General features: G+C 29.8%; 33 protein-coding genes, 1 pseudogene and 1 riboswitch. Of the genes and pseudogenes, 18 read left to right on the plus strand and 16 right to left on the minus strand.

Annotated elements, in window-relative coordinates; translation table 11 throughout:
- Positions 1–56 precede the first annotated feature (56 nt).
- Positions 57–239, plus strand: a complete 183-nt coding sequence (locus J5E45_RS11395) for a hypothetical protein (protein ID WP_069792495.1) — start codon at positions 57–59, stop codon at positions 237–239.
- Positions 240–453: 214 nt separating this feature from the next.
- On the opposite strand, the gene J5E45_RS11400 is transcribed toward J5E45_RS11395, so the two are convergent.
- Positions 454–654, minus strand: a complete 201-nt coding sequence (locus J5E45_RS11400; protein ID WP_052253447.1) for a helix-turn-helix domain-containing protein — start codon at positions 652–654, stop codon at positions 454–456.
- A gap of 242 nt (positions 655–896) precedes the next feature.
- On the opposite strand from J5E45_RS11400, the gene J5E45_RS11405 reads away from it, so the two are divergent.
- Complete coding sequence (locus tag J5E45_RS11405) at positions 897–1283, plus strand: VOC family protein (RefSeq protein WP_119586399.1); 387 nt, start codon at positions 897–899, stop codon at positions 1281–1283.
- 215 nt (positions 1284–1498) lie between these two features.
- Positions 1499–1939 (plus strand): GNAT family N-acetyltransferase, encoded by a 441-nt coding sequence (locus J5E45_RS11410; protein WP_208182248.1) that lies wholly within the window; start codon positions 1499–1501, stop codon positions 1937–1939.
- A 268-nt stretch (positions 1940–2207) separates the two neighbouring features.
- Here J5E45_RS11410 and vraX read toward each other — a convergent pair whose 3' ends face one another.
- The 7 genes from vraX to tsaT all read right to left on the minus strand — a co-directional run bounded on the left by vraX (position 2208) and on the right by tsaT (position 6134).
- Entirely contained in the window at positions 2208–2372 is a 165-nt protein-coding gene (vraX, locus tag J5E45_RS11415) for a C1q-binding complement inhibitor VraX (RefSeq protein ID WP_157822551.1), read from the minus strand.
- Between the two features lie 623 nt (positions 2373–2995).
- Positions 2996–3172 carry a hypothetical protein gene (locus J5E45_RS11420; protein WP_172643895.1) on the minus strand — a complete coding sequence of 59 codons (177 nt, stop codon included), beginning with the start codon at positions 3170–3172 and terminating at the stop codon, positions 2996–2998.
- 237 nt (positions 3173–3409) lie between these two features.
- Positions 3410–3538: a hypothetical protein gene (locus J5E45_RS14465; protein WP_256093178.1), complete on the minus strand. Its 129-nt coding sequence runs from the start codon at positions 3536–3538 to the stop codon at positions 3410–3412.
- A gap of 234 nt (positions 3539–3772) precedes the next feature.
- Positions 3773–4735, minus strand: a complete 963-nt coding sequence (locus J5E45_RS11425; RefSeq protein ID WP_208182249.1) for an arsenic resistance protein — start codon at positions 4733–4735, stop codon at positions 3773–3775.
- Between the two features lie 99 nt (positions 4736–4834).
- Positions 4835–4966, minus strand: a complete 132-nt coding sequence (locus tag J5E45_RS14470) for a hypothetical protein (RefSeq protein ID WP_256093177.1) — start codon at positions 4964–4966, stop codon at positions 4835–4837.
- A gap of 133 nt (positions 4967–5099) precedes the next feature.
- Positions 5100–5348, minus strand: coding sequence for a hypothetical protein (locus tag J5E45_RS11430; protein WP_039068700.1), 249 nt, complete (start codon positions 5346–5348; stop codon positions 5100–5102).
- Positions 5349–5951: 603 nt separating this feature from the next.
- On the minus strand, positions 5952–6134 hold the full coding sequence (gene tsaT / locus J5E45_RS11435) for a type II toxin-antitoxin system toxin TsaT (protein ID WP_039068703.1): 183 nt from the start codon (positions 6132–6134) through the stop codon (positions 5952–5954).
- A 228-nt stretch (positions 6135–6362) separates the two neighbouring features.
- Between tsaT and J5E45_RS11440 the strand changes: the two genes are divergently transcribed.
- From J5E45_RS11440 to J5E45_RS11450, 3 genes are all read left to right on the plus strand, one after another.
- Positions 6363–6866: a hypothetical protein gene (locus J5E45_RS11440; RefSeq protein WP_119586017.1), complete on the plus strand. Its 504-nt coding sequence runs from the start codon at positions 6363–6365 to the stop codon at positions 6864–6866.
- 68 nt (positions 6867–6934) lie between these two features.
- On the plus strand, positions 6935–7141 hold the full coding sequence (locus J5E45_RS11445) for a TM2 domain-containing protein (protein WP_119586019.1): 207 nt from the start codon (positions 6935–6937) through the stop codon (positions 7139–7141).
- Between the two features lie 743 nt (positions 7142–7884).
- Complete coding sequence (locus J5E45_RS11450; protein WP_039068706.1) at positions 7885–8103, plus strand: YozE family protein; 219 nt, start codon at positions 7885–7887, stop codon at positions 8101–8103.
- A 4-nt stretch (positions 8104–8107) separates the two neighbouring features.
- Here J5E45_RS11450 and J5E45_RS11455 read toward each other — a convergent pair whose 3' ends face one another.
- The 5 genes from J5E45_RS11455 to J5E45_RS11475 form a co-directional block, all read right to left on the minus strand.
- Positions 8108–8344 (minus strand): hypothetical protein, encoded by a 237-nt coding sequence (locus J5E45_RS11455; protein ID WP_039068707.1) that lies wholly within the window; start codon positions 8342–8344, stop codon positions 8108–8110.
- A gap of 353 nt (positions 8345–8697) precedes the next feature.
- Entirely contained in the window at positions 8698–9993 is a 1296-nt protein-coding gene (locus tag J5E45_RS11460) for a CitMHS family transporter (RefSeq protein WP_039068709.1), read from the minus strand.
- A gap of 157 nt (positions 9994–10150) precedes the next feature.
- A complete protein-coding gene (locus tag J5E45_RS11465; protein ID WP_039068711.1) occupies positions 10151–10414 on the minus strand; it encodes a hypothetical protein in 264 nt (87 codons plus the stop codon).
- A 237-nt stretch (positions 10415–10651) separates the two neighbouring features.
- Positions 10652–11188 (minus strand): GNAT family N-acetyltransferase, encoded by a 537-nt coding sequence (locus J5E45_RS11470; RefSeq protein ID WP_039068712.1) that lies wholly within the window; start codon positions 11186–11188, stop codon positions 10652–10654.
- Positions 11189–11678: 490 nt separating this feature from the next.
- Positions 11679–12104: an organic hydroperoxide resistance protein gene (locus J5E45_RS11475; RefSeq protein ID WP_039068714.1), complete on the minus strand. Its 426-nt coding sequence runs from the start codon at positions 12102–12104 to the stop codon at positions 11679–11681.
- Positions 12105–12257: 153 nt separating this feature from the next.
- On the opposite strand from J5E45_RS11475, the gene aroD reads away from it, so the two are divergent.
- Entirely contained in the window at positions 12258–12977 is a 720-nt protein-coding gene (aroD, locus tag J5E45_RS11480) for a type I 3-dehydroquinate dehydratase (RefSeq protein WP_107549966.1), read from the plus strand.
- Between the two features lie 66 nt (positions 12978–13043).
- Positions 13044–13583 carry a nitroreductase family protein gene (locus J5E45_RS11485; RefSeq protein ID WP_119586025.1) on the plus strand — a complete coding sequence of 180 codons (540 nt, stop codon included), beginning with the start codon at positions 13044–13046 and terminating at the stop codon, positions 13581–13583.
- A 484-nt stretch (positions 13584–14067) separates the two neighbouring features.
- On the opposite strand, the gene J5E45_RS11490 is transcribed toward J5E45_RS11485, so the two are convergent.
- Positions 14068–14388: a thioredoxin family protein gene (locus J5E45_RS11490; protein ID WP_107548620.1), complete on the minus strand. Its 321-nt coding sequence runs from the start codon at positions 14386–14388 to the stop codon at positions 14068–14070.
- A 141-nt stretch (positions 14389–14529) separates the two neighbouring features.
- Here J5E45_RS11490 and J5E45_RS11495 point away from each other — a divergent pair, with 141 nt between their 5' ends.
- The 7 genes from J5E45_RS11495 (at position 14530) to J5E45_RS11525 (ending at position 19163) form a co-directional block, all read left to right on the plus strand.
- A complete protein-coding gene (locus J5E45_RS11495) occupies positions 14530–14886 on the plus strand; it encodes an arsenate reductase family protein (RefSeq protein WP_039068722.1) in 357 nt (118 codons plus the stop codon).
- 175 nt (positions 14887–15061) lie between these two features.
- The gene (gene gcvH / locus J5E45_RS11500; RefSeq protein ID WP_017722393.1) at positions 15062–15442 is read left to right on the plus strand and encodes a glycine cleavage system protein GcvH; all 381 of its coding nucleotides are present in this window, start codon (positions 15062–15064) and stop codon (positions 15440–15442) included.
- A 234-nt stretch (positions 15443–15676) separates the two neighbouring features.
- Complete coding sequence (locus J5E45_RS11505; protein ID WP_039068723.1) at positions 15677–16069, plus strand: toprim domain-containing protein; 393 nt, start codon at positions 15677–15679, stop codon at positions 16067–16069.
- Positions 16066–16365 carry a thioredoxin family protein gene (locus J5E45_RS11510; RefSeq protein ID WP_101050266.1) on the plus strand — a complete coding sequence of 100 codons (300 nt, stop codon included), beginning with the start codon at positions 16066–16068 and terminating at the stop codon, positions 16363–16365. The genes J5E45_RS11505 and J5E45_RS11510 overlap by 4 nt, the downstream gene beginning before the upstream one ends.
- A 54-nt stretch (positions 16366–16419) precedes the next feature.
- Positions 16420–16525: riboswitch (SAM riboswitch) on the plus strand.
- Between the two features lie 85 nt (positions 16526–16610).
- The gene (locus J5E45_RS11515; RefSeq protein ID WP_069792487.1) at positions 16611–17636 is read left to right on the plus strand and encodes a methionine ABC transporter ATP-binding protein; all 1026 of its coding nucleotides are present in this window, start codon (positions 16611–16613) and stop codon (positions 17634–17636) included.
- Positions 17629–18324 carry a methionine ABC transporter permease gene (locus J5E45_RS11520; protein WP_039068729.1) on the plus strand — a complete coding sequence of 232 codons (696 nt, stop codon included), beginning with the start codon at positions 17629–17631 and terminating at the stop codon, positions 18322–18324. The genes J5E45_RS11515 and J5E45_RS11520 overlap by 8 nt, the downstream gene beginning before the upstream one ends.
- A 23-nt stretch (positions 18325–18347) precedes the next feature.
- Entirely contained in the window at positions 18348–19163 is an 816-nt protein-coding gene (locus tag J5E45_RS11525; protein ID WP_039068731.1) for a MetQ/NlpA family ABC transporter substrate-binding protein, read from the plus strand.
- Between the two features lie 111 nt (positions 19164–19274).
- On the opposite strand, the pseudogene J5E45_RS11530 reads toward J5E45_RS11525, so the two are convergent.
- Positions 19275–19588 (minus strand): annotated as a pseudogene (locus J5E45_RS11530) (tyrosine-type recombinase/integrase); the annotation flags it as partial.
- On the opposite strand from J5E45_RS11530, the gene J5E45_RS11535 reads away from it, so the two are divergent.
- The 3 genes from J5E45_RS11535 (at position 19530) to J5E45_RS14505 (ending at position 20555) form a co-directional block, all read left to right on the plus strand.
- Entirely contained in the window at positions 19530–19778 is a 249-nt protein-coding gene (locus J5E45_RS11535; RefSeq protein WP_081324993.1) for a DnaD domain protein, read from the plus strand. The pseudogene J5E45_RS11530 and the gene J5E45_RS11535 sit on opposite strands and share 59 nt — an antisense overlap.
- Positions 19775–20098 carry a hypothetical protein gene (locus J5E45_RS14500; protein WP_119571399.1) on the plus strand — a complete coding sequence of 108 codons (324 nt, stop codon included), beginning with the start codon at positions 19775–19777 and terminating at the stop codon, positions 20096–20098. The genes J5E45_RS11535 and J5E45_RS14500 overlap by 4 nt, the downstream gene beginning before the upstream one ends.
- Before the next feature lie 211 nt (positions 20099–20309).
- Entirely contained in the window at positions 20310–20555 is a 246-nt protein-coding gene (locus J5E45_RS14505; protein ID WP_338061908.1) for a P-loop NTPase family protein, read from the plus strand.
- Between the two features lie 432 nt (positions 20556–20987).
- Here J5E45_RS14505 and J5E45_RS11545 read toward each other — a convergent pair whose 3' ends face one another.
- Entirely contained in the window at positions 20988–21203 is a 216-nt protein-coding gene (locus J5E45_RS11545) for a hypothetical protein (RefSeq protein WP_208182250.1), read from the minus strand.
- Positions 21204–21206 lie beyond the last annotated feature (3 nt).

Consider the following 21206-nt stretch of genomic DNA (forward strand, 5'->3'; position numbering starts at 1 on the left):
AAAATTCATAGATTTATAATTAGTTATGAAAAAAATTGTGGAAAGGAAAGATTACTATGAAGATAAAAACATTGCATATGCAATATGAAGAAAGTTTTGAAGAATTTGATGAACGTGTCAACGAATTCTTAAAAAACGTGGATGAGAAACAGCATTGGGAATTAGTGAGTGTCACGCCATCAGTAACAAATAGCATTGAAGGTGTTGACTACTTTATTACTGTTGTTTACAAAAAATAAAGTGACTGGAAAATTTGAAAAATAAGAGTTGAAATGGAATAGTAATAGAGAAAAATCAAGCAGTATAAAAAAAGTGTTTTGTATAATAGAGTTTATTGTTAAGGGAATTTTATATAACCATTCTCAAGATTAAAGGCTATGACATTTGCTATGTCATAGCCTTTAGTAACAATTTATTGTCCCTTAATTTATTATTACATTCCGTTGGATGCAATTATGAAATAAATGTTTCTCCTGAAACATTAAAATAGTCTGCTAACATTGCAGCGTCTTTTTCTGAAATTGTGCGATAGCCATTTTCCCAATCCCATATTTGGCAATTTCTGATATCTGTACCATAGCCATTATTCAAATTAATAGCTAGTTTGGATATGCTTAAATTTGATTTTTCGCGTAATTCGTTAAGAATTTTCACAACCATTCACTCCTAAAAAATAGATAATACTACTACCACTATTAATTGTAATATATAGGTAGTAGTATTACAAAATTTATGTTTTTTTATTTTAGTAAATTAAATAAAAAATTGTATATTTACATTAATTTTTATAGTGATATAGAAAAGTGTAATTTATATAGTTAATTGTAAGTATGTGTCAAAATAATTTAATTAGGGCATATGTATAAAATAATAAATTATGACAAAGGAGATCAATAATGAAAATAATCGCTATGAGTATTTTTGTTAATAGTCAAGATAAAGCACAACAAGTTTATACCGAAAAATTAGGCTTTAAATTAAAGCATAATATTGAAATAGGCGGTGATTTTAGATGGTTAACAGTTACTGAAGAGAATTCTAATAACCCTGTTGAAATTGTTTTGGAGCCTAATGAAAGTCCAATTGCTAAAAACTATCAAGATGGATTATATGCAGCGGGTATACCGGTAACTATGTTTGGTGTAGATAACTTGGAAAAAGAATATGAAATATTATTAAATAAAGGGATTGAATTTTATACAAAACCTAAAGAGGTTGAAGGTGTAAAATATGCTATATTTGATGATACATGCGGTAATTTAATTCAAATTGTTGAGCAATAGAAAATATAAATTTTAAGATATAATAAACTGGCTAAAATGAGTGAATAACTATAAAGTAAATGAGTTTTTTACTTGGCTACGAATTAAATCGTTAACTCTTGTATGTTTTTCTTTTCATGGATTAATTTTGTTGATAGTGCTAGATTTATTCTTAGTATCCTCGTTTTTAGTAGGGAAGGATAGAGCTAGTACTTTTTTAATTGGAGAAATAGGGGTTGGAATTAGTTATAAAGCACACAAAAGAAATGTCGAATTTGGAATTGATTAAAGTGTTCCAAGTTAGGGTCAATGTATTCATAGTTGAGCAAAATTGTGTTTATCAAGAAGTAGATGAATTTGATTTAAATACTTTGCATATAATGCTCAAAAATGGGGAAGAAATCGTTGCATATACTCGTATTATTGAACATCCATCTTATATCACTTTCGGTAGGGTGCTAGTAGTAGAAAAATATAGAAAATCTCGCTATGGTAGGGAAATTGTAAAAGCCACACTTGATGAGATAAAAAAGAGATACAAACAAACGCTTGTTAGAATATCTGGTCAAGCATATCTTAAGTCATTCTATGAGTTATTTGGCTTTGAAAGCGTTTCAGATGTTTATTTAGAAGATAATATCCCTCACATAACTTTTCAAATTGATTTAGACTATTAATAATCTGAAAATATAATTTAAAAATACGTGAATTCGAAATCTAAAACTTTGTTTAGGTTTCACATTCACGCATTTCGTATGTGTTACTATATCGGAATTATTTATTCGAAACATAATATTAACCTTTTATCTCAGTATATTACTACAGTTAATGTATTTTTTATCTTATACAGGTGTTTTACTGCTTAATTGCCCCTTTATTTAAACATGCACCTAATAATTAGATTATGTATTATACATTTTGTAGTATTTTATAAAATATAATCGTTTATTTTTTCATTTTATCAATATCTTGAGATACGAGTGTTAATAGTTCTTCAGTTTCTTGTTCTGTTAGTTCGTCAGAACCTTTGATCCGAATGACTGATCCTTTGTCAGTTTTGACATGATAGATTGGTTCATCGTCCTTATAAACTTTACGTAGTACTTCCATTTCATCACCCTTTTTATTGAAAACAGTTCTATTATTAAGTTAATACATAACTAAATAGAATTGCGTTGTAAATTATTACTACGAATAACGATTATTTAATTACTCATTTCATTTAATGCTTTATCTATAGGATAACTTTTTATTAAATTGTTTTCCAACAGTATGATTGGATTCATTTAATTTTTTTCTTAAACATCAAAATATATATTAGCAAAAATGCTAAAATGAATATATTGAATTAATAAATAAAATTAAGGGATTTAAAAATAATTTAGTTATTCATGTTTTTATTAAATAATTTAAGGGTAGATATAAATAAGCACAAGAAGTCCTCCAAACTCTAGTGTGGATTATATTTTCGAGATTTGCGCCATCCTTAGAGATGGCGCTTTTTTCTTGTTATTTAATCTCTAAGTATTTTTGGATTAATTCAGTACATAATTATAAAAACTGCGAAAAAATCTTTAACTACAGATCTTTTCACAGTTCATCTAAATAGGATTGTCATATAGATACCTAAAGAAGTGAATAGTTTTTAAAATTGTTATTAAACAACAGTAATGAAGGAAGCCTTTACAAACCGTCATTAAATTTTTGAATATAAAGAATATAGAAACTGTTATTTATTCTATATTACTCCTCAATTTATCATCCATTTCCTTTGCTACGTCAATCAACATTTGTTTTGTTTCGGCATTGTTTAAAGAAGGATTAGATTTAATTTTAATGATTAAACCTAGATCAGTTTTTATATAATATACAAGGGCGTCATTGTCAGTCACTTTTCTTAGTATTTGCATCAAATCACCTCAAATTTAGAAATTTCACATGTATAGAGGACTTAAAGGTATAATGGATTAAATTGGTACATAATCATTATAAATTAAAAACTATATATCTATTTTATAGTAAATTTACACAAAATAACAATAATTGAATTGTGACTAGAAATATCAAAAAAACCAACAAACTCTTAAGAGTTTGTTGGCGCTTTTGAAAATACTCATAATTGACCTATCGTATTTACATACAGTAGTTTAAAATTGTTCGTTTGTTCGATCCTCGTCAACACTTTCATCTTCGTCATCGATTACAACTGTTAACAAAGGTTTGATTAAAAATGCAGTACCTAGTGCCCCTAATAAAACTAAAATAAATTTTTTCAAAACATCCAACTCCTCAGTTTAATAGTTTAAATCCAATATGAAACTTAATGAATTTATGCTCAAACGTATTAAAGTATTAACTTATATGAAGACTTTAAATCAAAAGGTAATATTCTACGATTGATATCTATTATAGCAAATGTTTTAATTGCATGATATGTAATTCTGATATAATAAAAAACTTTTTTTATATCAGAAAACGGGGTGTTGATTATAAAAACTTTATAGTAAGCATTATTTAATTAATTTTGGTATTACTTTTATATAGAAAATCTCTCCTGTTAACTCAACCAGCGTTTGTGTGATAATCACAGTTGTTGTGATTGTGACCAATCTATCTGGTAATGAAAGAGCTAAAGGTAATACAACCAAAGCATTTCTTGTACTTGAACTAAAAGCTAATGTTCGTAAAGTCTCAGTTTCTAACGCAAATAATTTCCCTGACATATATCCAATATAAGGAGCGATAATCATAAATATAATATAGATTGGGACGACAGTAGCTAAGATATTTAAATCATGAGTGATTTTATGTATTTGAGAACCAACCACTGAAAAAAGTACGAATGACATAAATATTTCTGGTAACCATTCAGTGATATTCAAAGTTTTCGCTATAATCAAAGTACGCTTACTAAAATATTGTAATAGCATAGCAATCACTAGTGGTAATACGATAAAAATGATAAATGATTGAACAAAGGGCGCTAAATCTATAGAAGTAAATAAATTTTCTTTATTAAAAATAGCGAAGTATAAGGGCAATAAGATAATTTGTAAAATAAACAAAATAGGCGTAGAAAACAACATATATTGTGCATTGCCTTTGCCCAATGAGGTAAAGACAACCACATAATCAATACAGGGCGTTAACAATACGAGCATTATACCTATCAATATAGCAGTGGAAGTGATATTGAATAAAGAGATTAGACAAAACACCAAAATAGGGATAAGTACGAAATTTGATAGAACTAAAGCTATAATATATTTAACACTTAGAACGTTTTTACGTAAGTTAAAAAAAGGAATTTGTGAAAACATGCTAAGCATTAAAATTCCAATAAAGATAGGGATTAATGATTCAAGTAATGTAGATGTATAATCTAATGTTAATCCCACAATTACACCAAGCAATATGGCAGCAAAATATATATAGATTTGATAATTTTCAATTTTAGTTTTTAATTGTTGCATATTTACCTCTCTTTGAAATATAAACTAAAGTCAGAAATATAACACTAACAATCATTAAAATTCAAAATAATGATTGTTAGTTAAATTAATATTAATTTATTATTTTTGTTTATCTTGAACACTCACTTTGTTTTCTATTTTATTATTAGTTGAATTATCAACACTTAATAAAAGCGCGCGGACGACTAATACACCAGATACGAGTAACAATAAATTTCTGAAAAATTTCATACAAATCACTCACCTATCTTATTTTAGATAAAATAAATAACACATGCTATAAATAGTATACCCATTAATTGCTTTAATAAGTGAAAATCTATATCTAATATTTATTCTGAATTATTGTTTAGAATGTAGCGTTTTAAATATCTTTAATTATTAACCGTTTCTTTGATTCATCGATTTCAATAATTAAAGATTTGCTGTTATTTTCTATTTTATAGTTTGTTATTACTCCTCCATCGACATCAAAATACACCTGGCTTAAAATCCCCATGGCATAATCATTTATAGGGCTAACAATTGATAGCGATGTGTTATCTTCTTGTATAACAAATTGTTTTTGACTTTGGTTAATAACAGCCCATTGTGGTAAATAAGTTAAATTCATAATAGTTCCTCCTTTAAAAGTTTTTATCCGAGCTAAATCCAATTTAATTTAATTATAAATCAAAAAGTTGTAATACTGTTGCTAATATTCAATCAATCCTTCATTAAAATCCAAAATACAGGGAATAAGAATTAAGAAAAACAATGTTTTTTAGAGGTGAGCCTATGAACATAGTTATTATTATAATATTAAGTCTTATTTTTGCATTTTTAGCTACAATGCCGTTTTTGTTTATTAACACTAGGTTACATGAAAATAAAAATTATGCCAAAGATGAAATACGGCATGAAAAGAAACGTACTTTTCAACGTTTTATTTATTTTTTTGTTTTAGCAATAGTAATATTAATCATTTACACTTTTCTGCTAGATTAAAGGATGTAGTTTAATTTTAGTAAAAAAGAACAGGGCAACAATCAAAATTAAAAATTGATTTCTGCCTTGTTCCTACTTAAAAGCATTATTAATTTGTTTTTCCAAAATCACCTATAGGGGCGTGTTAAGTATTTTGTGTTGTTTGGTTTACGTTAAGAAATAAGATATAACGCATTTTGGATTATAGATCTATAGATTCTTGTAAAAACTTTAAGTTAACATTTATTTTTTAACTAAATATCAATGAGAATAGTATACCTACAATACCAAAAACAAGAAGCATGACAGTAACGCCAAGTAAAGATTCTTTAGCTTGTTGTGAACCTCTTACTTTGTATGCAATAAGGGCGCCTATACCGCAAATTAAGAAAATTACTGATAACCAAAAAACAACCATGAAATGTAGACTCAAAATACCACACCTCCTTTTTCTGTGTATGCACTCAAGAAACTATTAACTTTGTGCAAAATTTATGTAAATCTTAAAAAATTTAACTGTAGTAACATTTAATCTTATAACATTATCATCTTATCATTAATTTGCACTCTCATATAGGATGAATTTTAAGGTTTCACTCGGTAAAGATAGGATAAAAAGTAGTAAGCTTTAATTATTCGAAGGGGGAAAGAGGGAGAAATAATGAAAGAATATGATAGTAATTTGAAAAAGATTGAGCAAAAAGTTGAAACATTGAAGTCGAAAAGTGTTAGCGATTATGTAGAGTCATATAATCAAATAGAAAATGATATTGTTGAACAAAAAAACTTGATTCGCAATGATTTAATGCCTAAAAATAGACAAGAAGATGAAAGAATTAGAGAAATCGCCGACAAAATTCATTTGCATATCCGTACTGGCCTTGAAACATATAGTAGTGTAGACGATATACTTAGTTATTTAGAGCCTGCTTTTCAAAGAAGTAAAGTAGATAAAACTTATGGGCGTGCACTTGTGCTCTTAGAAGAAAATATGGTTATTGAACAAATCAAACACAAGTTTAAAGATGCTAAGTATAATGCTTACTTGATAATTTTAATTTTAGATAAGTTTATCGAATTAAGTACTGAAATTATGCCTAATAGCTATACAAATATTTTGAAATTAGAGCAATCATATTTCGAAATATATTATGATAACATGTAATATTATTTAATTTATTAAATAGTTTGATGTATAATGGAGTTAATATAAATAAGTAAGGAGATAAAAATATGAATGAAGTAAATAAAGTTATTTACATTGTTTTAGCCGTTTTTTTAGGTAGCTTTGGTATTCATAAATTTTATGCTAGAAAAACAGGAATGGGATTATTATTCTTAGTATTTTGTTGGACTGGTGTTCCACAAATTTTAGCTATCATAGGCGCAATATTAACATTGTTCAAACCAGCAGATCAAAATGGTAACGTGTTAGTATAATCACAATTAAAAAATATACTCATAATAGCTGTAAAGTAATTTATCATTTTGGATTGCTTTATAGCTTTTTTAGTTAAAAGGCAAAATTTTACGTTTAAAATAAGAAGTTTTAATAAACAAAAAGGGAGCGTTTCATATATTGATTAGCTTAAAAATATATTTGTAAACAATTGTTTTATACATATAATTTCATTTTTTAGTATAAGAATGGTTATTTAATTTAAAGGTGGTTTTGTTTTGAATTTATTGAGTTTTGTAATTGTTATGTTTGTTTGATCAATTAAGTTGGCTACATTGAAAAAGTAGGACTTTAATTTTCAAAGCATTTTAACATAAAATTATATATGATTGCGCCGTATTTTGGCGAGACTCTTGGGGAACAGGACAAGTTGAAGACTACAGGCTGAAGCTGTCCTCTAAGAAAGCGAGCTAACAATACGAAGTATTGAATAAAAAAGAAGCACTTAGAGGATTGAATTGAATCATCTAAGTGCTATTTATCTAGGATTTATGTCCCAGGCTCTATCTATAGTTTAATTTATGAAATTAACATTAAATTAAAAAAACTTTGTAAATTTTACAATTCAAATTAAATATTGTCATAGCAGTATTTAATTTATAAACATTTAAATTTATAAATGTATCGTGATAGACAAAACATTATTATTTGTTATGATTAAACAAACGCTCACATAATTGAAAACACTGTAACGATTAAAATATTGATAATCGAGGTAATGCTTATGACATTTTATAATTTTGTAATCGGTTTTATAGAAGATGATACACCACTCGGGCAACTTGCGCATAATATTATTGGCGACAAAAATTTTCCGAAAAATGAAACAAGCTTTATTGCATTAAATTCGTATTTCTATAGTAACTATTTTGATCATGAAGTTTTAGCTTCTGCCAAGCGAGCATTAAGTTTATATCGACATAACGTAGAGTTAGCTAATTAATAATTTAATTGTCATAATACCAATTTTGTTTTTCTAAGGCAGCTTTTATATCTGTTGTTTTAAAATTAATTTCGTTGTTTCTAATAGAAAAAGGTTCAATGATATTTTGTGCCATCCAAGAATTAATGAGTTCCTTTGGCAATCCATCTAGTTCCATGTCACTTTTGCTTAGTACAAAGCATTCCCAATCAAGTGAAATATTAGAAGGATTGATATAATTACATTCATTAATTTGATTCATAAAAACACTCCTCAATATTGTAAATCCGACGTTAACTTTTACCCATGTAAAACATAAATAAAACGGTTTGTATGATACAAATTTATTTCTTCTAATATTTCTTGTTTACTATCTACGTTTATGTTGAAATATGAACGCTAAAATACTGCAATGGGGCATATGAGATGTATCAATATATGAACAGACAAAAGTGGGACCTTGTATAATGATTACTATCTCCAGGTTGGAGCAATAAATCATAAATGCTACAATGCTTGCCATAAGTATATAGAAATGGGGCTATGCCGCCTATCTTTTTAGATAAGTTGCATAGCCCCATATTTTATAATTTATTTTAAAAGTTTACTTTGAAGTTACCACGGTATAATTCCTAAAATACACGCAACAAGTATCATAAATAAACTAGATCCAACTGCCCATTTTATTACAATTCTTTGATTTTGTCCGTATTCTATATCAAGCATACCAACTAGTAAATAACCAGCGGCATATAAAGGACTTAGTACATGTAATGGTTGGCCTAATACAGAAGCTCTTGCCATATCAACTTTTGAAATACCGAATTGATGTGCAGATTCAGCAAGAATTGGTAGTACACCATAATAGAATGGGTCGTTTGCCATGAAGTATGTAAAAGGCCCACTTAATATCGCAGTTATCAATGCAAAATGATTACCCATAGCATCTGGAATGATATTTACTAAGGCATTTGCCATTTCATTAACCATTTTTGTACCGTTCATCACACCTGTAAAAATACCAGAGGCAAATACTAAACTAATAACTGATAATACATCGCCTGCATGTTTTTTAACCACTGAATTTTGAATACTAAGATTTGGATAATTTAATAAAATTGCGATTCCAAACCAAAGCATAAACATTACTGGGATTGGTAGTATACCTATTACCAAACAGACAATTAGTGAAATTGTAAGTATTGCATTTGGTATCAACATTTTTGGTCTTTTCAGCAATGAGTCTTCAGTTGAAATTTCTGGTTTAATGTCATTTAAATCTATATCGGTATAAGATGTAATATGTCTTTTAGCTCGTTTTCCTAGTATGAACGCAACACCGAAAGCAAAAACAATACCTGCGATCATTGCAGGTATTATAGGAATAAATACTTCTTCGGTTGTTACTTGCAAAGAAGAAATAGCTCGAGCTGTCGGGCCGCCCCAAGGTAACATATTCATAACACCAATAGATAATAATGCAAGCGTTGACAGTGTGTATAAACTCATACCAATTTTTTTATAAAGTGGCATCATTGCTGTGACAGTGATAATAAATGTAGTTGTGCCATCTCCATCCAATGCCACCATTGAAGCTAATATTACAGTACCAAATGCAATTTTAACGGGATCCCCTTTGACCACTTTAATGATTTGGTTAATTACAGGTTCAAATAGACCCGCATCTATCATAACTCCGAAATAAAGAATTGCGAATGTAAGCATAATTCCTGTCGGTGCAACTGTTTCTATTCCTTCGAGCATAAATTTACCTAACCCAGCATAGAACCCACCAAGCAAAGCGAAAATTGTTGGTAAAACAATTAAAGCTGTTAATGCTGACATTTTACGCGTCATGATTAATATCATAAAAATAATTATCATGATAAAACCTAATAATGCTAAATTCATAATGTTCTCCCCCTTATTTTTTATATTATAGCGTTTTCAGAAAATTTGTAAATTTATATTTACAGCATAATAATATATATAAAATCATAAAAAGCTTCATAGTTACAGATATAGTAACCATAAAGCTTTTATAAATAAGTTGAGATATTTATTAGTATTATAAAAAACCAATTACAAAAGGTTTCCATAATGGATAGCTTAATAAAACGAATGAAAATATGGAAACACATAGTGCGAATAAATTAGCAATACGGTCGCCACGTATTGCTGCATATATATTAATTAATATAACGCCTAAGATAAATAGTCCGCCTGCTAATATCGGCAGTTTGCCTTCTAAAACTTCGTTTACTACTAACAATGGAGTAGCAAGTGTGATTAATGACAAGAACAGTGATAATAATGTTGTAGCATATTTCAAAATGTTCAGCCCTCTCTTAAATAATAAGATGAATAGAATATTTATTGATACAATAGCACTTAACAAAAATAATATTTGTTAAGCAATATAATTGCAAGTTATTTTTAAGATTAGTTGGACAGGATTATAGTAAGCAAACTGTTTAAAATTAAAAACAATCTATCAACTTGCACGTAAAATTAATTGTGAGGTAGGGGATTTGGTCTCCTGTTGTCAACGATTTATCAATCACTGTTATTAAGCAAATAAATCATCGTCATCACCGTTAAAGTAATATATAAGCCAGTGTTCATCTACATAATAATTATCATACTTTCTAGCGTGCTGTTCTAAAACAAGTGTTTCAAAATTTAAGTTACTAAAAAAGACTTTGCCACTGATATTATTTGAAATAAGTGAAGTCATCAATATTTCAATTTCTTTTTCATGGCATATTTCAAATATTTGACGCATAAGCATTTTTGAAATAAGTTCTTTGGAAATTTGACTTTCATCTTTAATGCACATATTTTCTAAGGTTGCTTTATGAGATAAACTATAGGTTTGGTGATGGATTAATGTAACAGCGCCAATAAGAACATCTTGTTCGAAAGCTCCAAGAACGATACAATCTGTTGAATCTGCAGATAATAGTTTGTGTAAATCTGTATCATTTAAGCACTTCTCATTTTGTAATTTCCAGGCTAATACTTCGAGTTCTTTATGAATGCCTTGTAGTAATAAGGATTTATAAATAGAAAAATCTTCAGTAGTTAAATAACGAATTTGCGTCATTCAATGCCTCCTAACTTCTGCAAAGGTTTTTTTATAATGTATGAATAATTCTCGTTTACCAATTTAATTATAATATTAAAGGAAATAATTTATTTGAGCAATACTATCTTTAATGTTTTACAAAAATATGTGGACATTTACAATTCAAGATACAAAAGAATAGGTTTTTATAAAGTTTTAAATTTATTTTAATATGTATTTTAAGTAAATAAGAGAGATATGATAATTATGGTATAATGTAGTGAGACGCATAAATGTGAATGGAGGCATAAATTGTGGGAGCTTTAATAACTATTATAGTTTCACTAGCAGTGCTAATCCTGATTTCTTTTGCTGTATTAATTGCTTATATCTTTTCTCAAAGTAAAGATGAAGGGAACAAGTGATTAAATTTTATGTAAGCATTAAAGCATCTAGATTTTACATCAGGAATAAAAAGACAAAAAACCCCTCAAAAATTTCAAATAAGAAATTTTCGAGGGGAAATAAATTAGTCAACTACTGATACATTTAAGTCAACTTCGATGTTGCCACGTGTAGCTTTTGAATATGGACAAAATTCATGCGCGTCTTGTAAATATTTCTCAGCTTCTTCTTGAGATAATACATTTTTAACTTTTGCATCAATTGAGACGCTTAATTTAGGGCTTTCAGCGTCTGGGTCATCTTCTAAACGTACTGTTAAAGTAACTTCTGGCTCAGCGCCTCTAACTTTGTTTTGTTTTAAGATTAAATCAAATGCGCCATTAAAACATGAAGCATATCCGGCTGCAAACAATTGCTCTGGGTTCGTACCTTTTTCAGCATCAGCTTGAGCTGGTGGCACAATTGCTACATCAATTGCTTTATCATCAGTTTGAACGTGACCATTACGTCCACCTGTATTTGTTGCTTTTGTTTCATAATTTACTGCCATTTTATGACCTCCTTAAAAACTTCTAATTCATGTTTACCCAAGAAAAATTATTTAAATCATTTCAACGAGTAATTTATATGTTTTTTTAATTGTATTATTTTTAGAAATTGTTATACAATTATTTAAATATTACTTATAAAAGGAAGTTTAAACATGGCAAAAGTTGATATAGCTGTAACAATTGCACCTGAACGTGAATTACTACGAACTACAATTGAAGATTTGAAACAATATCAATCATCTATAGATATTATAGAACTAAGAATAGATCAATGGTCAGTTTTTGATGAAACATATCTGGCGAAAATTGCTGAAGATATATACAATTTAAACTTAAATAAAAAATTATTAGTAACCTATCGAACGAAGACACAAGGTGGAGAAGGTCTACTAGAAAACGACGCATACTTAAACGTGCTAAAGAGGATAATTCCATTAAACTACATCGATATGATAGATATTGAATATGAAGAAGCTATGCCAATAGAAAAATATCATACAGTAATAGATTCAGCGCATCGTGAAAATCTAGAAGTTGTCTTATCACAACATAATTTCAAAAAGACACCTAAATTGGAAATTTTAAAACGTTTATATTATAAAATGCATCAGCTTGAGCCAGATTATTTAAAAGTAGCTGTTATGCCTCATGATAAACAAGATGTCTTAAATTTATTAAATGCAATGTCTGAGACAGTAGACACGGTTTCACAAAACGTTGTTGGTATAGCGATGTCTAAGTTAGGGTTAATTTCAAGAACTGCTCAGGGATTGTTCGGAGGTTCAGTTTCATACGGTTGTTTAGATGCGCCAAAAGCGCCTGGTCAAATTCATGTTGAAAAATTAAAAGAACAAATTAAATTATACGAGTAGTTTGAAAATAGTGGTCGCCTGATTTATAATTGAAAATAATTATCATTAACGAAAGGGCGATAATCAATGGAACTACAAGATGCAATTGCACATCGTAGAAGTATTAAGGTTTTTAAAAGAGACATGACGATAGATGATAACGCATTATATCAAGCAATACAGCAAGCGACAGACGCGCCCAATCATGGTATGAGAGAGCCTTGGAGAGTGGTTCATATCGCTAAAGATCGTTTAGGTCCGATGAGTAAACAACTCTCAGAAGTTGCCTTTCCTAATTTAGATAAAAAACAAGAAAATCATTATAATACCGTTACGAATCTTGGTGGCATGCTTGCCTTAATTCTAAAAAGGGATCCGAGACAACGAGAAAATTTAGAGAATAACATGGCATTTGGCGCTTTCGCACAAAACCTAATGTTATTGTTGTATGAAGCTGGTATTGGCACATGTTGGAAATCACCGACATATATATTTACGCCTGAAATAAGATCAATATTTAATGTAAAGGATGATGAACAACTTGTAGGTTTCTTATATCTTACAGATTTACAAGACGAGATGCCACATAGAAAACGTCATGCGGAGCAGGTAATAGAAAAGTTTTAAAGCAAATTTTAGGGAGTGAGATAAGAATCAAATTTTACGTTAGATTCTTATCCCACTCCCAATTGTTATAGCTATTCACTCAAAATTTAAAAATAATGTTTATATAAAAAATGAGAGAGTGAGACAAAAATCTAATTCATTTAAAAAGATTGCGACGGCCTGTTAGTAAAGGCGAGTAGGGTTGAGAGGGACAAAAGGCCTACTTAAGTCTAAGGTTATTATAAGGTCCCACTAATTTAAAACTGGTTACAAGAGCTGGTGCTCATGCATAAGAACCACTAACTTTCAAAAGTGAAACACATGTGTATGGACTCAGGTGTAAGAGCCACTAACTCAAAACTGATTGCCTGAACTAAAGCTCATGCATAAGAGCCACTAACTCAATAAATTGAGAAGTGGCTCTTTAAAAAATACTGCTATTACAAAGATTAAGGCTGGACATTTAATTTGCCCCAGCCACTTAAAATGAGATAAAAAATCTCAATTATTTAAATGTTTCAGCTAAAAATGATTCTACTTGTTCTGGTGATTTTGCATTAGCTGAGTGTAAGTGAGCTAATTTTTCTCCATTTTTAAATACTAATAAGCTTGGTATACCCATCACGTCGTTGTCAGCTGCAACGTCTTCAAGCTCATCACGATTAACTGTAAACCAATCGTAATCATTGTATTTTTCTTGGATAGGGTCAATCCACATATCCATTGCTTTACAGTCAGGACACCAGCCAGCTTCGAATTTCACAATAACTGGATTACTACTTTGTACAGTTTCTTTAAATGCTTCATTTGTATTAATAGGTTTCATAAATTTCTCCTTTTTAAAAATATAATTAAGCTTATTATAACGGACATTTTAAAGTTATAAAAAAAATCAGCTTATTAATTAGAGCGTTTTAGCAATAAATTTGATATATTAATGTTAACTAGTTATAGGAGGTACAGAATAATGATAAAATTTTACCAATATCCTAATTGTACTACTTGTAAAAAAGCAGCTAAGTTTTTACAAGACTACGGTGTGAGCTTTGAACCAATCGATATAGTGCAGCATACGCCCACTAAAAACGAGTTTAAAGAAATTTTAGAGGCTACAGATATCGATATAAATAAACTTTTTAATACGCACGGTGCTAAATATCGTGAATTAGGTCTTAAAGACAAAATGAGTGATCTTACTGATGATGAAAAGTTAGATTTATTATCAACAAATGGTATGTTGGTCAAAAGACCATTAGCTATTTCTGGAGACAAAGTTACAGTAGGTTTTAAAGAAGACCAATATAAAGCAACATGGTTATCTTAATTACTTTTTTATAAAAAAAGTAATCTCTGTAAGTTGTAAATATAAATAATATATGTAAACGCTTCAACTATTGCTGTGAAAACATTATAAAAATATTAATATGTCAAGAAATAGTTGATTGTATGGTATGCATATGGCATCATTAATATGTAAAATCATTTAGGAGGGGATTCTCGTGGCAGTACCGAGTGAATTAAAATATTCTAAAGAACATGAATGGGTAAAAGTTGAAGGTAATACAGTAACTATTGGTATCACTGAATACGCTCAAGGTGAACTTGGCGACATCGTATTCGTTGAATTACCAGAAGTTGATGACGAAATTAATGAAGGCGACACTTTTGGTAGTGTTGAATCCGTAAAAACAGTTTCAGAACTATACGCGCCTGTATCAGGTAAAGTAGTTGAATCTAACGACGAGTTAGAAGATAGCCCAGAATTCGTAAATGAATCACCATACGAAAAAGCTTGGATGGTTAAAGTTGAACTAAGTGATGAAAGTCAATTAGATGAATTATTAACTGCTGAGCAATATTCAGAAATGATTGGCGAATAATATAACATTGAACTCCATGATATAATTATCTTGGAGTTTTTCTTATAGCACTGTAGATTATTGAAAACTTAGGAATTATATAAGCCTAACAAGTTCATCTTAATTTTAAAAAATGATAAATTATGGTTGTAATAATAAGAAATGTTTTAACTATGTAAATTATGTTTATTGTCACCACGGATTGTGAAGAACTAAGTAGAAAGATTTACTATCAACATTTAGAGGGTGGATGTCATGACGATACTGAACCAAGTAATTGTTGTCGAAGGAAAGTCAGACAAGAAACGAGTCAAACAGGTAATTGATCAACCGATAGAAATTATCTGCACGAATGGTACGATGGGTGTAGATAAATTAGATGAAATGATCGATACTTTATATGACAAGCAAGTATATATTCTTGTAGATTCTGATGATGAAGGTGAAAGAATACGAAAATGGTTCAAACGCTATTTAAGTGAGAGTAGACATATAAGAGTAGATAAAAAATTTTGTGAAGTTGCTCGTTGTCCTAGACCATATTTATCTAGAGTATTGGAAAAACATGGTTTTATAGTAAAGGATGAGGACAAAGTAGCGAAAGCAAGATTGGATTATATAGCTGAAAGGGTAAGTTTATTAACATGAATGTAACAAGTGAACAACGCGTTGACGTCAATAAATATATAAACGAAGATAAGTATCTTATATTTGGTTATACGCCAACATGTGGGACATGTAAGATTTCTGAACGTATGCTAGATATTGCGAATGATATTTTGAAATTACCTACAATAAAAATGGACTTAAACTTTCATCCCGATTTTAGCCAATCGTATGAAATTCAATCTGTACCAGTTTTATTAGTAATGTCAAAAGGTGAAGAGCAAAAAAGAATCTATGCGTTTCAATCGGTGCCTTATTTGTTAGAAAATTTAAAATAGTTATTGACGAAACATTAGTGCAATGGTAGGATTAAAAATAATTAAATAATGAAACTCTTATCACGAGAGGTGGAGGGATGTGCCCTATGAAGCCCGGCAACCGTCTTTAAAAGAAATGGTGCCAATTCACATAAAGTTTTAAAACTTTAGAAGATGAGAGAAGCAATTTTGCTTTCTCTATACTTCGGTGAACATAGAGGAAGCATTTTTTAATTGAATGAATAGCAACACAAGGAGGAAACACTATGATTGAGTTAAATCAAATAGTCAAAAAGTACAAAACGAAAAAACAGGACGTACTGGCTGTAGATCATGTTGATTTAAGTATTCAATCAGGCTCGATTTTTGGAGTAGTTGGTTTTTCAGGTGCGGGGAAAAGTACTTTAATTAGACTTTTAAATAACCTCGAACAACCGACTTCAGGAGACGTCATTATCGATGGAGATACAATTGGTAAGCTATCAAAATCACAATTAAGAAAAAAGCGTCAAAAAGTGAGCATGATATTTCAACATTTTAATTTACTATGGTCGCGTACTGTATTAAATAATATTACATTTCCATTGGAAATAGCCGGCGTACCTCGCCGTGAAGCAAAACAACGAGCAAAAGAATTAGTAGAACTTGTTGGACTAAAAGGTAGAGAAAGTGCATATCCTTCAGAGCTGTCAGGTGGTCAAAAACAACGTGTAGGTATTGCACGTGCGTTAGCAAACGAACCAACTGTATTACTTTGTGATGAAGCGACAAGTGCTTTGGATCCACAAACAACAGATGAAATTTTAGAGTTATTATTGAAAATTAAAGAAGAAAGAAATTTGACAATAGTGATTATCACGCACGAAATGCATGTCATTAGACGTATATGCGATGAAGTAGCTGTTATGGAAAACGGTCGTGTGATTGAACAGGGTCAAGTATCCACTGTCTTTGAAAATCCACAACATGCCGTTACAAAACGCTTTGTCAAAGATGATTTAAATGATGATTTCGATGAATCTATTAGTGACTTAGTATCGCTTAATGAAGATGATTATGTTGTACGTTTGAATTTCACAGGGAATAATGCCACGCAACCACTAGTGTCATACATAACGAAAACACATAATATTGATGTGAATATATTAGAAGCTAATATTAAACATACAAAAGACGGTTCACTTGGATTCTTAGTAATTCAATTGGGCGAGGTAAATTCAGAAAAATTCGAAAAGTTCAAAAATGATTTAGAAGCGCAACATGTATCAGTGGAGGTGTTAAGACATGGGTAATTCATTGAGTGACATCCTCCGCGAGATGTTTACAATGCCAAACGTCAGCTGGGACGAAGTTTGGTTAGCGACATACGAAACAATTTATATGACAGTAATTTCGACAATTTTTGCGTTTGTATTAGGTTTAATATTAGGTGTATTACTATTTTTATCAGCTAAAAGTAAATCACCTATAGCAAGAGTTTTCTATAGCGTTGTTTCATTTATAGTTAACTTGTTTAGAGCGATACCATTTATTATTTTAATACTTTTATTAATTCCATTTACAAGTTTAGTCTTAGGCACGATTAGTGGTCCAACTGGAGCATTACCAGCTTTAATCATTAGTGCGGCGCCATTCTATGCCAGACTTGTAGAAATTGCATTTAAAGAGATTGATAAAGGTGTTATTGAAGCGGCTTGGTCAATGGGTGCTACTACTTGGACTGTAGTCAAAAAAGTACTTTTACCTGAAGCGATGCCAGCGTTAATTTCAGGTATTACTGTTACAGCGATTGCTTTAGTAGGTTCAACTGCAGTGGCCGGTGTTATTGGTGCAGGTGGTTTAGGTAACCTAGCTTATTTAACAGGTTTCACTAGAAATCAAAATGACGTTATTTTTGTTTCAACAATTTTAATCCTTATTATAGTGTTCATCATTCAATTTATTGGTGATTGGGCTACTAATAAAATTGACAAGAGATAATCTTAAAAAGGGGGACTTTTTATATGAAAAAATTATTTAGTTTAGCTTCTGTGCTTGTATTAGCGCTTGTTTTAGCAGCCTGTGGGAATAGTGGAGGTAGTGAAGATAAAAAAATTACAGTAGGTGCTTCTCCAGCCCCTCATGCTGAAATATTAGAAAAAGCCAAGCCATTATTAAAAGATAAAGGCTATGATTTGAAAATTAAAACAATCAATGATTATACAACACCGAATAAATTATTAGATAAAGGTGAATTAGACGCAAACTTTTTCCAACATACACCTTACTTAAAAACTGAGAAAAAAGATAAAGGATATAAAGTAGAATCAGCGGGTAATGTTCATTTAGAACCAATGGCTGTTTATTCTAAAAAGTATAAGAGTCTAAAAGATTTACCAAAAGGTGCCACAGTTTATGTTTCTAATAATCCAGCTGAAGAAGGCCGTTTCTTAAAATTCTTCCAAGATGCAGGATTAATTAAAATAAAAGATGGCGTGAAGATTGAAGATGCAAAATTTGATGATATCGTAGAAAACAAAAAAGATATCAAATTTAATAATAAACAATCTGCAGAATACTTACCGAAAATTTATCAAAATGAAGATGCTGATGCTGTCATTATCAACTCTAATTTTGCAATCGATCAAAAATTAAGTCCTAAAGATGATTCTATTGTATTAGAGAAAGCGAAAGACAATCCTTATGCCAATTTAATTGCTGTTAAAGAAGGGCATAAAGATGATAAAAAAATCAAAGCATTGATGGAAGTATTACAATCTAAAGAAATTAAAGATGAAATCAATAAAAAATATGATGGTGCCGTTGTACCAGCTAAATAATATTGAAGTATGCAAAGAACCCTAAAACCACAGTGGTTTTAGGGTTCTTTTTGTTTAACTTTAATTAGAAAAAGGGTAGTGTTTGAAAATTATCGAATACAAAGCATAAAAGATACACCCATCTATTTCATTTAACTCAAGATATTTATTACGCTTGTTTTTAATCTCATCATACGTTTTGATTTTTTGTTTAGCGTAATATCTTTTAAGAATTCCAAATCTTGTAATTTATATATGCGTCTAGCGTACTCAAATACGTGTTTAAATATACTTAATGCTTCTTTGTTTACTTGATATACATAGCCTTTATTATCTATTTCATCGAATACTTTTTATGCATAAGAGAGTGTTATTTTGTTGATTAAAATGTCTTCATCGACAAATCTTTTCAAAGTGTTTAGTTTACTTAACTTTGTTTTAAATGTAACTAATTGGAATTATACAAATGCGATTCTGAAATCTTGGTATAACGACAATATAAAATCAATAGAAGATGTACAAGCTAGAAAGAATAAACGTGAAAAAACTAGTTCAAGTAATGAAGAAGATGATTGGCTTAATTCACCAGAAAGACAACAATACTTGAATGCATTTGATAATGGAGGTCCTTTATGAAAAGTATAGATGAAATGGATATGAAATCTAAATTAAAATATAGCATTGAGAAACAAGAAAATGATTTAAGATGCGAACGCTGTGGCAATCTATATGATTATGTAAGGTTTAGTAATGGTAGTGAAGTGCGTATAGGTTGTGATTGCGAAATGATTGAATTAGCTAAAAATAGCACTAGTAGGTATAAGGATAAGATTAAACGTGGAAAGATTAACAGTATTTTTAATCATTCAATGTTAAATGATGATTTGAAAAATGCTACGTTTGATAATTATATTCCGCCGAATGAGAATTTAACCAGATCAAAGCAAATTATTTAGAGATATGTATCTAAATTTTCAATGGAAAAAGAAAATAAGTGCTCATTGCTTTTGCAGGGGTCATTTGGACTAGGAAAATCGTCTAGCCCTTAATGAATTAAAGGCGCAAGGATATACTGTATTGTTCGCTGATGTTACTCAGTAAGTATCTACCTACAGAGATACTTATAATAAGCATTCTGATACGACTGAAAAAGAACTAGATACCATTATTAAAGACGTAGATTTCTTAGTTCTTGATGATTATGGAACGTCTCTTACAAACTATGGAAAATCTAAAATATTTGATGTCCTTAATCTAAGAACAGGACAAAACAATATTTTTACTACAAATAACACTGAAAAAGAATTAATGGGAGATAAAGATCTTTCAAAGATATTCTCAAGAATGATGAAAAATACAACAACTATAAAAATGTCTGGTGAAGATTACAGACTTAAAAGTCGTAAAAATTAATTTCATAAACCGGTGGCTATATACTGTAGTTTTTCATAATGTTTTCACGCAAGGGGTACCTATTTGGGTGCTCCCTTTTTGTTAAAAATTGTTAAGAAATGCAAATGTTCTGAGTATATAAGGGGGCACGTTTCGTTCTTTCATGATGATAATTGATGACAATTTAGAGTGTGGGGTGGGGGCGTGAAACGCGATGTTACAAATTGTTACGGCATTATTTGTTTCCGAAAAAAGAGTAACCAAAAGTACATGCTCAAAAAAGAGCTATAGCAAACGGACAAAAAAGTCCGATTGGATTGAAGGAAAAGTAATGTTAATCAAAAATGATTAATATTGGTCACATAAAAAAGTTTATCCAATAGTAGTTGGTTTATATCAATCGTAATATCATTTACAGTACTTTGCTAGCAAGGCAATATAGTTTAAAGTAACTTATTTAAAATAACTGATATAGATTGCAATGACAACAAAGATAGCTGCACAAATAGCATGCACGATAAAAATCGAATAGAACGTGCTCTTTCTCATTAACTTTAAGTTGTTACCTTTAGCTTTTCTATTATTATCCCAACGAAATATAGATGCCCAAAAGTAAGCGTAGATAGTTATAGCGATAATTCCTAGTATAATAGCGACGGGTAAGCTCATAAT

The sequence above is a fragment of the Staphylococcus shinii genome (assembly GCF_017583065.1).
Taxonomy (GTDB): Bacteria; Bacillota; Bacilli; order Staphylococcales; family Staphylococcaceae; genus Staphylococcus; species Staphylococcus shinii.

Coding starts and splice junctions, on each gene's coding strand:
- J5E45_RS11455 (WP_039068707.1), bottom strand. CDS start 8,344: ATGAATCAAATTAATGAATGTAATTATATCAATCCTTCTAATATTTCA.
- J5E45_RS11405 (WP_119586399.1), top strand. CDS start 897: ATGAAAATAATCGCTATGAGTATTTTTGTTAATAGTCAAGATAAAGCA.
- J5E45_RS11505 (WP_039068723.1), top strand. CDS start 15,677: ATGACGATACTGAACCAAGTAATTGTTGTCGAAGGAAAGTCAGACAAG.
- J5E45_RS14500 (WP_119571399.1), top strand. CDS start 19,775: ATGAAAAGTATAGATGAAATGGATATGAAATCTAAATTAAAATATAGC.
- vraX (WP_157822551.1), bottom strand. CDS start 2,372: ATGGAAGTACTACGTAAAGTTTATAAGGACGATGAACCAATCTATCAT.
- J5E45_RS11485 (WP_119586025.1), top strand. CDS start 13,044: ATGGAACTACAAGATGCAATTGCACATCGTAGAAGTATTAAGGTTTTT.
- J5E45_RS11470 (WP_039068712.1), bottom strand. CDS start 11,188: ATGACGCAAATTCGTTATTTAACTACTGAAGATTTTTCTATTTATAAA.
- J5E45_RS11525 (WP_039068731.1), top strand. CDS start 18,348: ATGAAAAAATTATTTAGTTTAGCTTCTGTGCTTGTATTAGCGCTTGTT.
- J5E45_RS11490 (WP_107548620.1), bottom strand. CDS start 14,388: ATGAAACCTATTAATACAAATGAAGCATTTAAAGAAACTGTACAAAGT.
- aroD (WP_107549966.1), top strand. CDS start 12,258: ATGGCAAAAGTTGATATAGCTGTAACAATTGCACCTGAACGTGAATTA.
- J5E45_RS11535 (WP_081324993.1), top strand. CDS start 19,530: ATGTCTTCATCGACAAATCTTTTCAAAGTGTTTAGTTTACTTAACTTT.
- J5E45_RS11510 (WP_101050266.1), top strand. CDS start 16,066: ATGAATGTAACAAGTGAACAACGCGTTGACGTCAATAAATATATAAAC.
- J5E45_RS11440 (WP_119586017.1), top strand. CDS start 6,363: ATGAAAGAATATGATAGTAATTTGAAAAAGATTGAGCAAAAAGTTGAA.
- J5E45_RS11520 (WP_039068729.1), top strand. CDS start 17,629: ATGGGTAATTCATTGAGTGACATCCTCCGCGAGATGTTTACAATGCCA.
- J5E45_RS11545 (WP_208182250.1), bottom strand. CDS start 21,203: ATGAGCTTACCCGTCGCTATTATACTAGGAATTATCGCTATAACTATC.
- J5E45_RS11450 (WP_039068706.1), top strand. CDS start 7,885: ATGACATTTTATAATTTTGTAATCGGTTTTATAGAAGATGATACACCA.
- J5E45_RS11495 (WP_039068722.1), top strand. CDS start 14,530: ATGATAAAATTTTACCAATATCCTAATTGTACTACTTGTAAAAAAGCA.
- J5E45_RS11445 (WP_119586019.1), top strand. CDS start 6,935: ATGAATGAAGTAAATAAAGTTATTTACATTGTTTTAGCCGTTTTTTTA.
- J5E45_RS14470 (WP_256093177.1), bottom strand. CDS start 4,966: ATGAAATTTTTCAGAAATTTATTGTTACTCGTATCTGGTGTATTAGTC.
- J5E45_RS11420 (WP_172643895.1), bottom strand. CDS start 3,172: ATGCAAATACTAAGAAAAGTGACTGACAATGACGCCCTTGTATATTAT.
- J5E45_RS11460 (WP_039068709.1), bottom strand. CDS start 9,993: ATGAATTTAGCATTATTAGGTTTTATCATGATAATTATTTTTATGATA.
- J5E45_RS11430 (WP_039068700.1), bottom strand. CDS start 5,348: ATGAATTTAACTTATTTACCACAATGGGCTGTTATTAACCAAAGTCAA.
- J5E45_RS11395 (WP_069792495.1), top strand. CDS start 57: ATGAAGATAAAAACATTGCATATGCAATATGAAGAAAGTTTTGAAGAA.
- J5E45_RS11425 (WP_208182249.1), bottom strand. CDS start 4,735: ATGCAACAATTAAAAACTAAAATTGAAAATTATCAAATCTATATATAT.
- J5E45_RS11475 (WP_039068714.1), bottom strand. CDS start 12,104: ATGGCAGTAAATTATGAAACAAAAGCAACAAATACAGGTGGACGTAAT.
- J5E45_RS11515 (WP_069792487.1), top strand. CDS start 16,611: ATGATTGAGTTAAATCAAATAGTCAAAAAGTACAAAACGAAAAAACAG.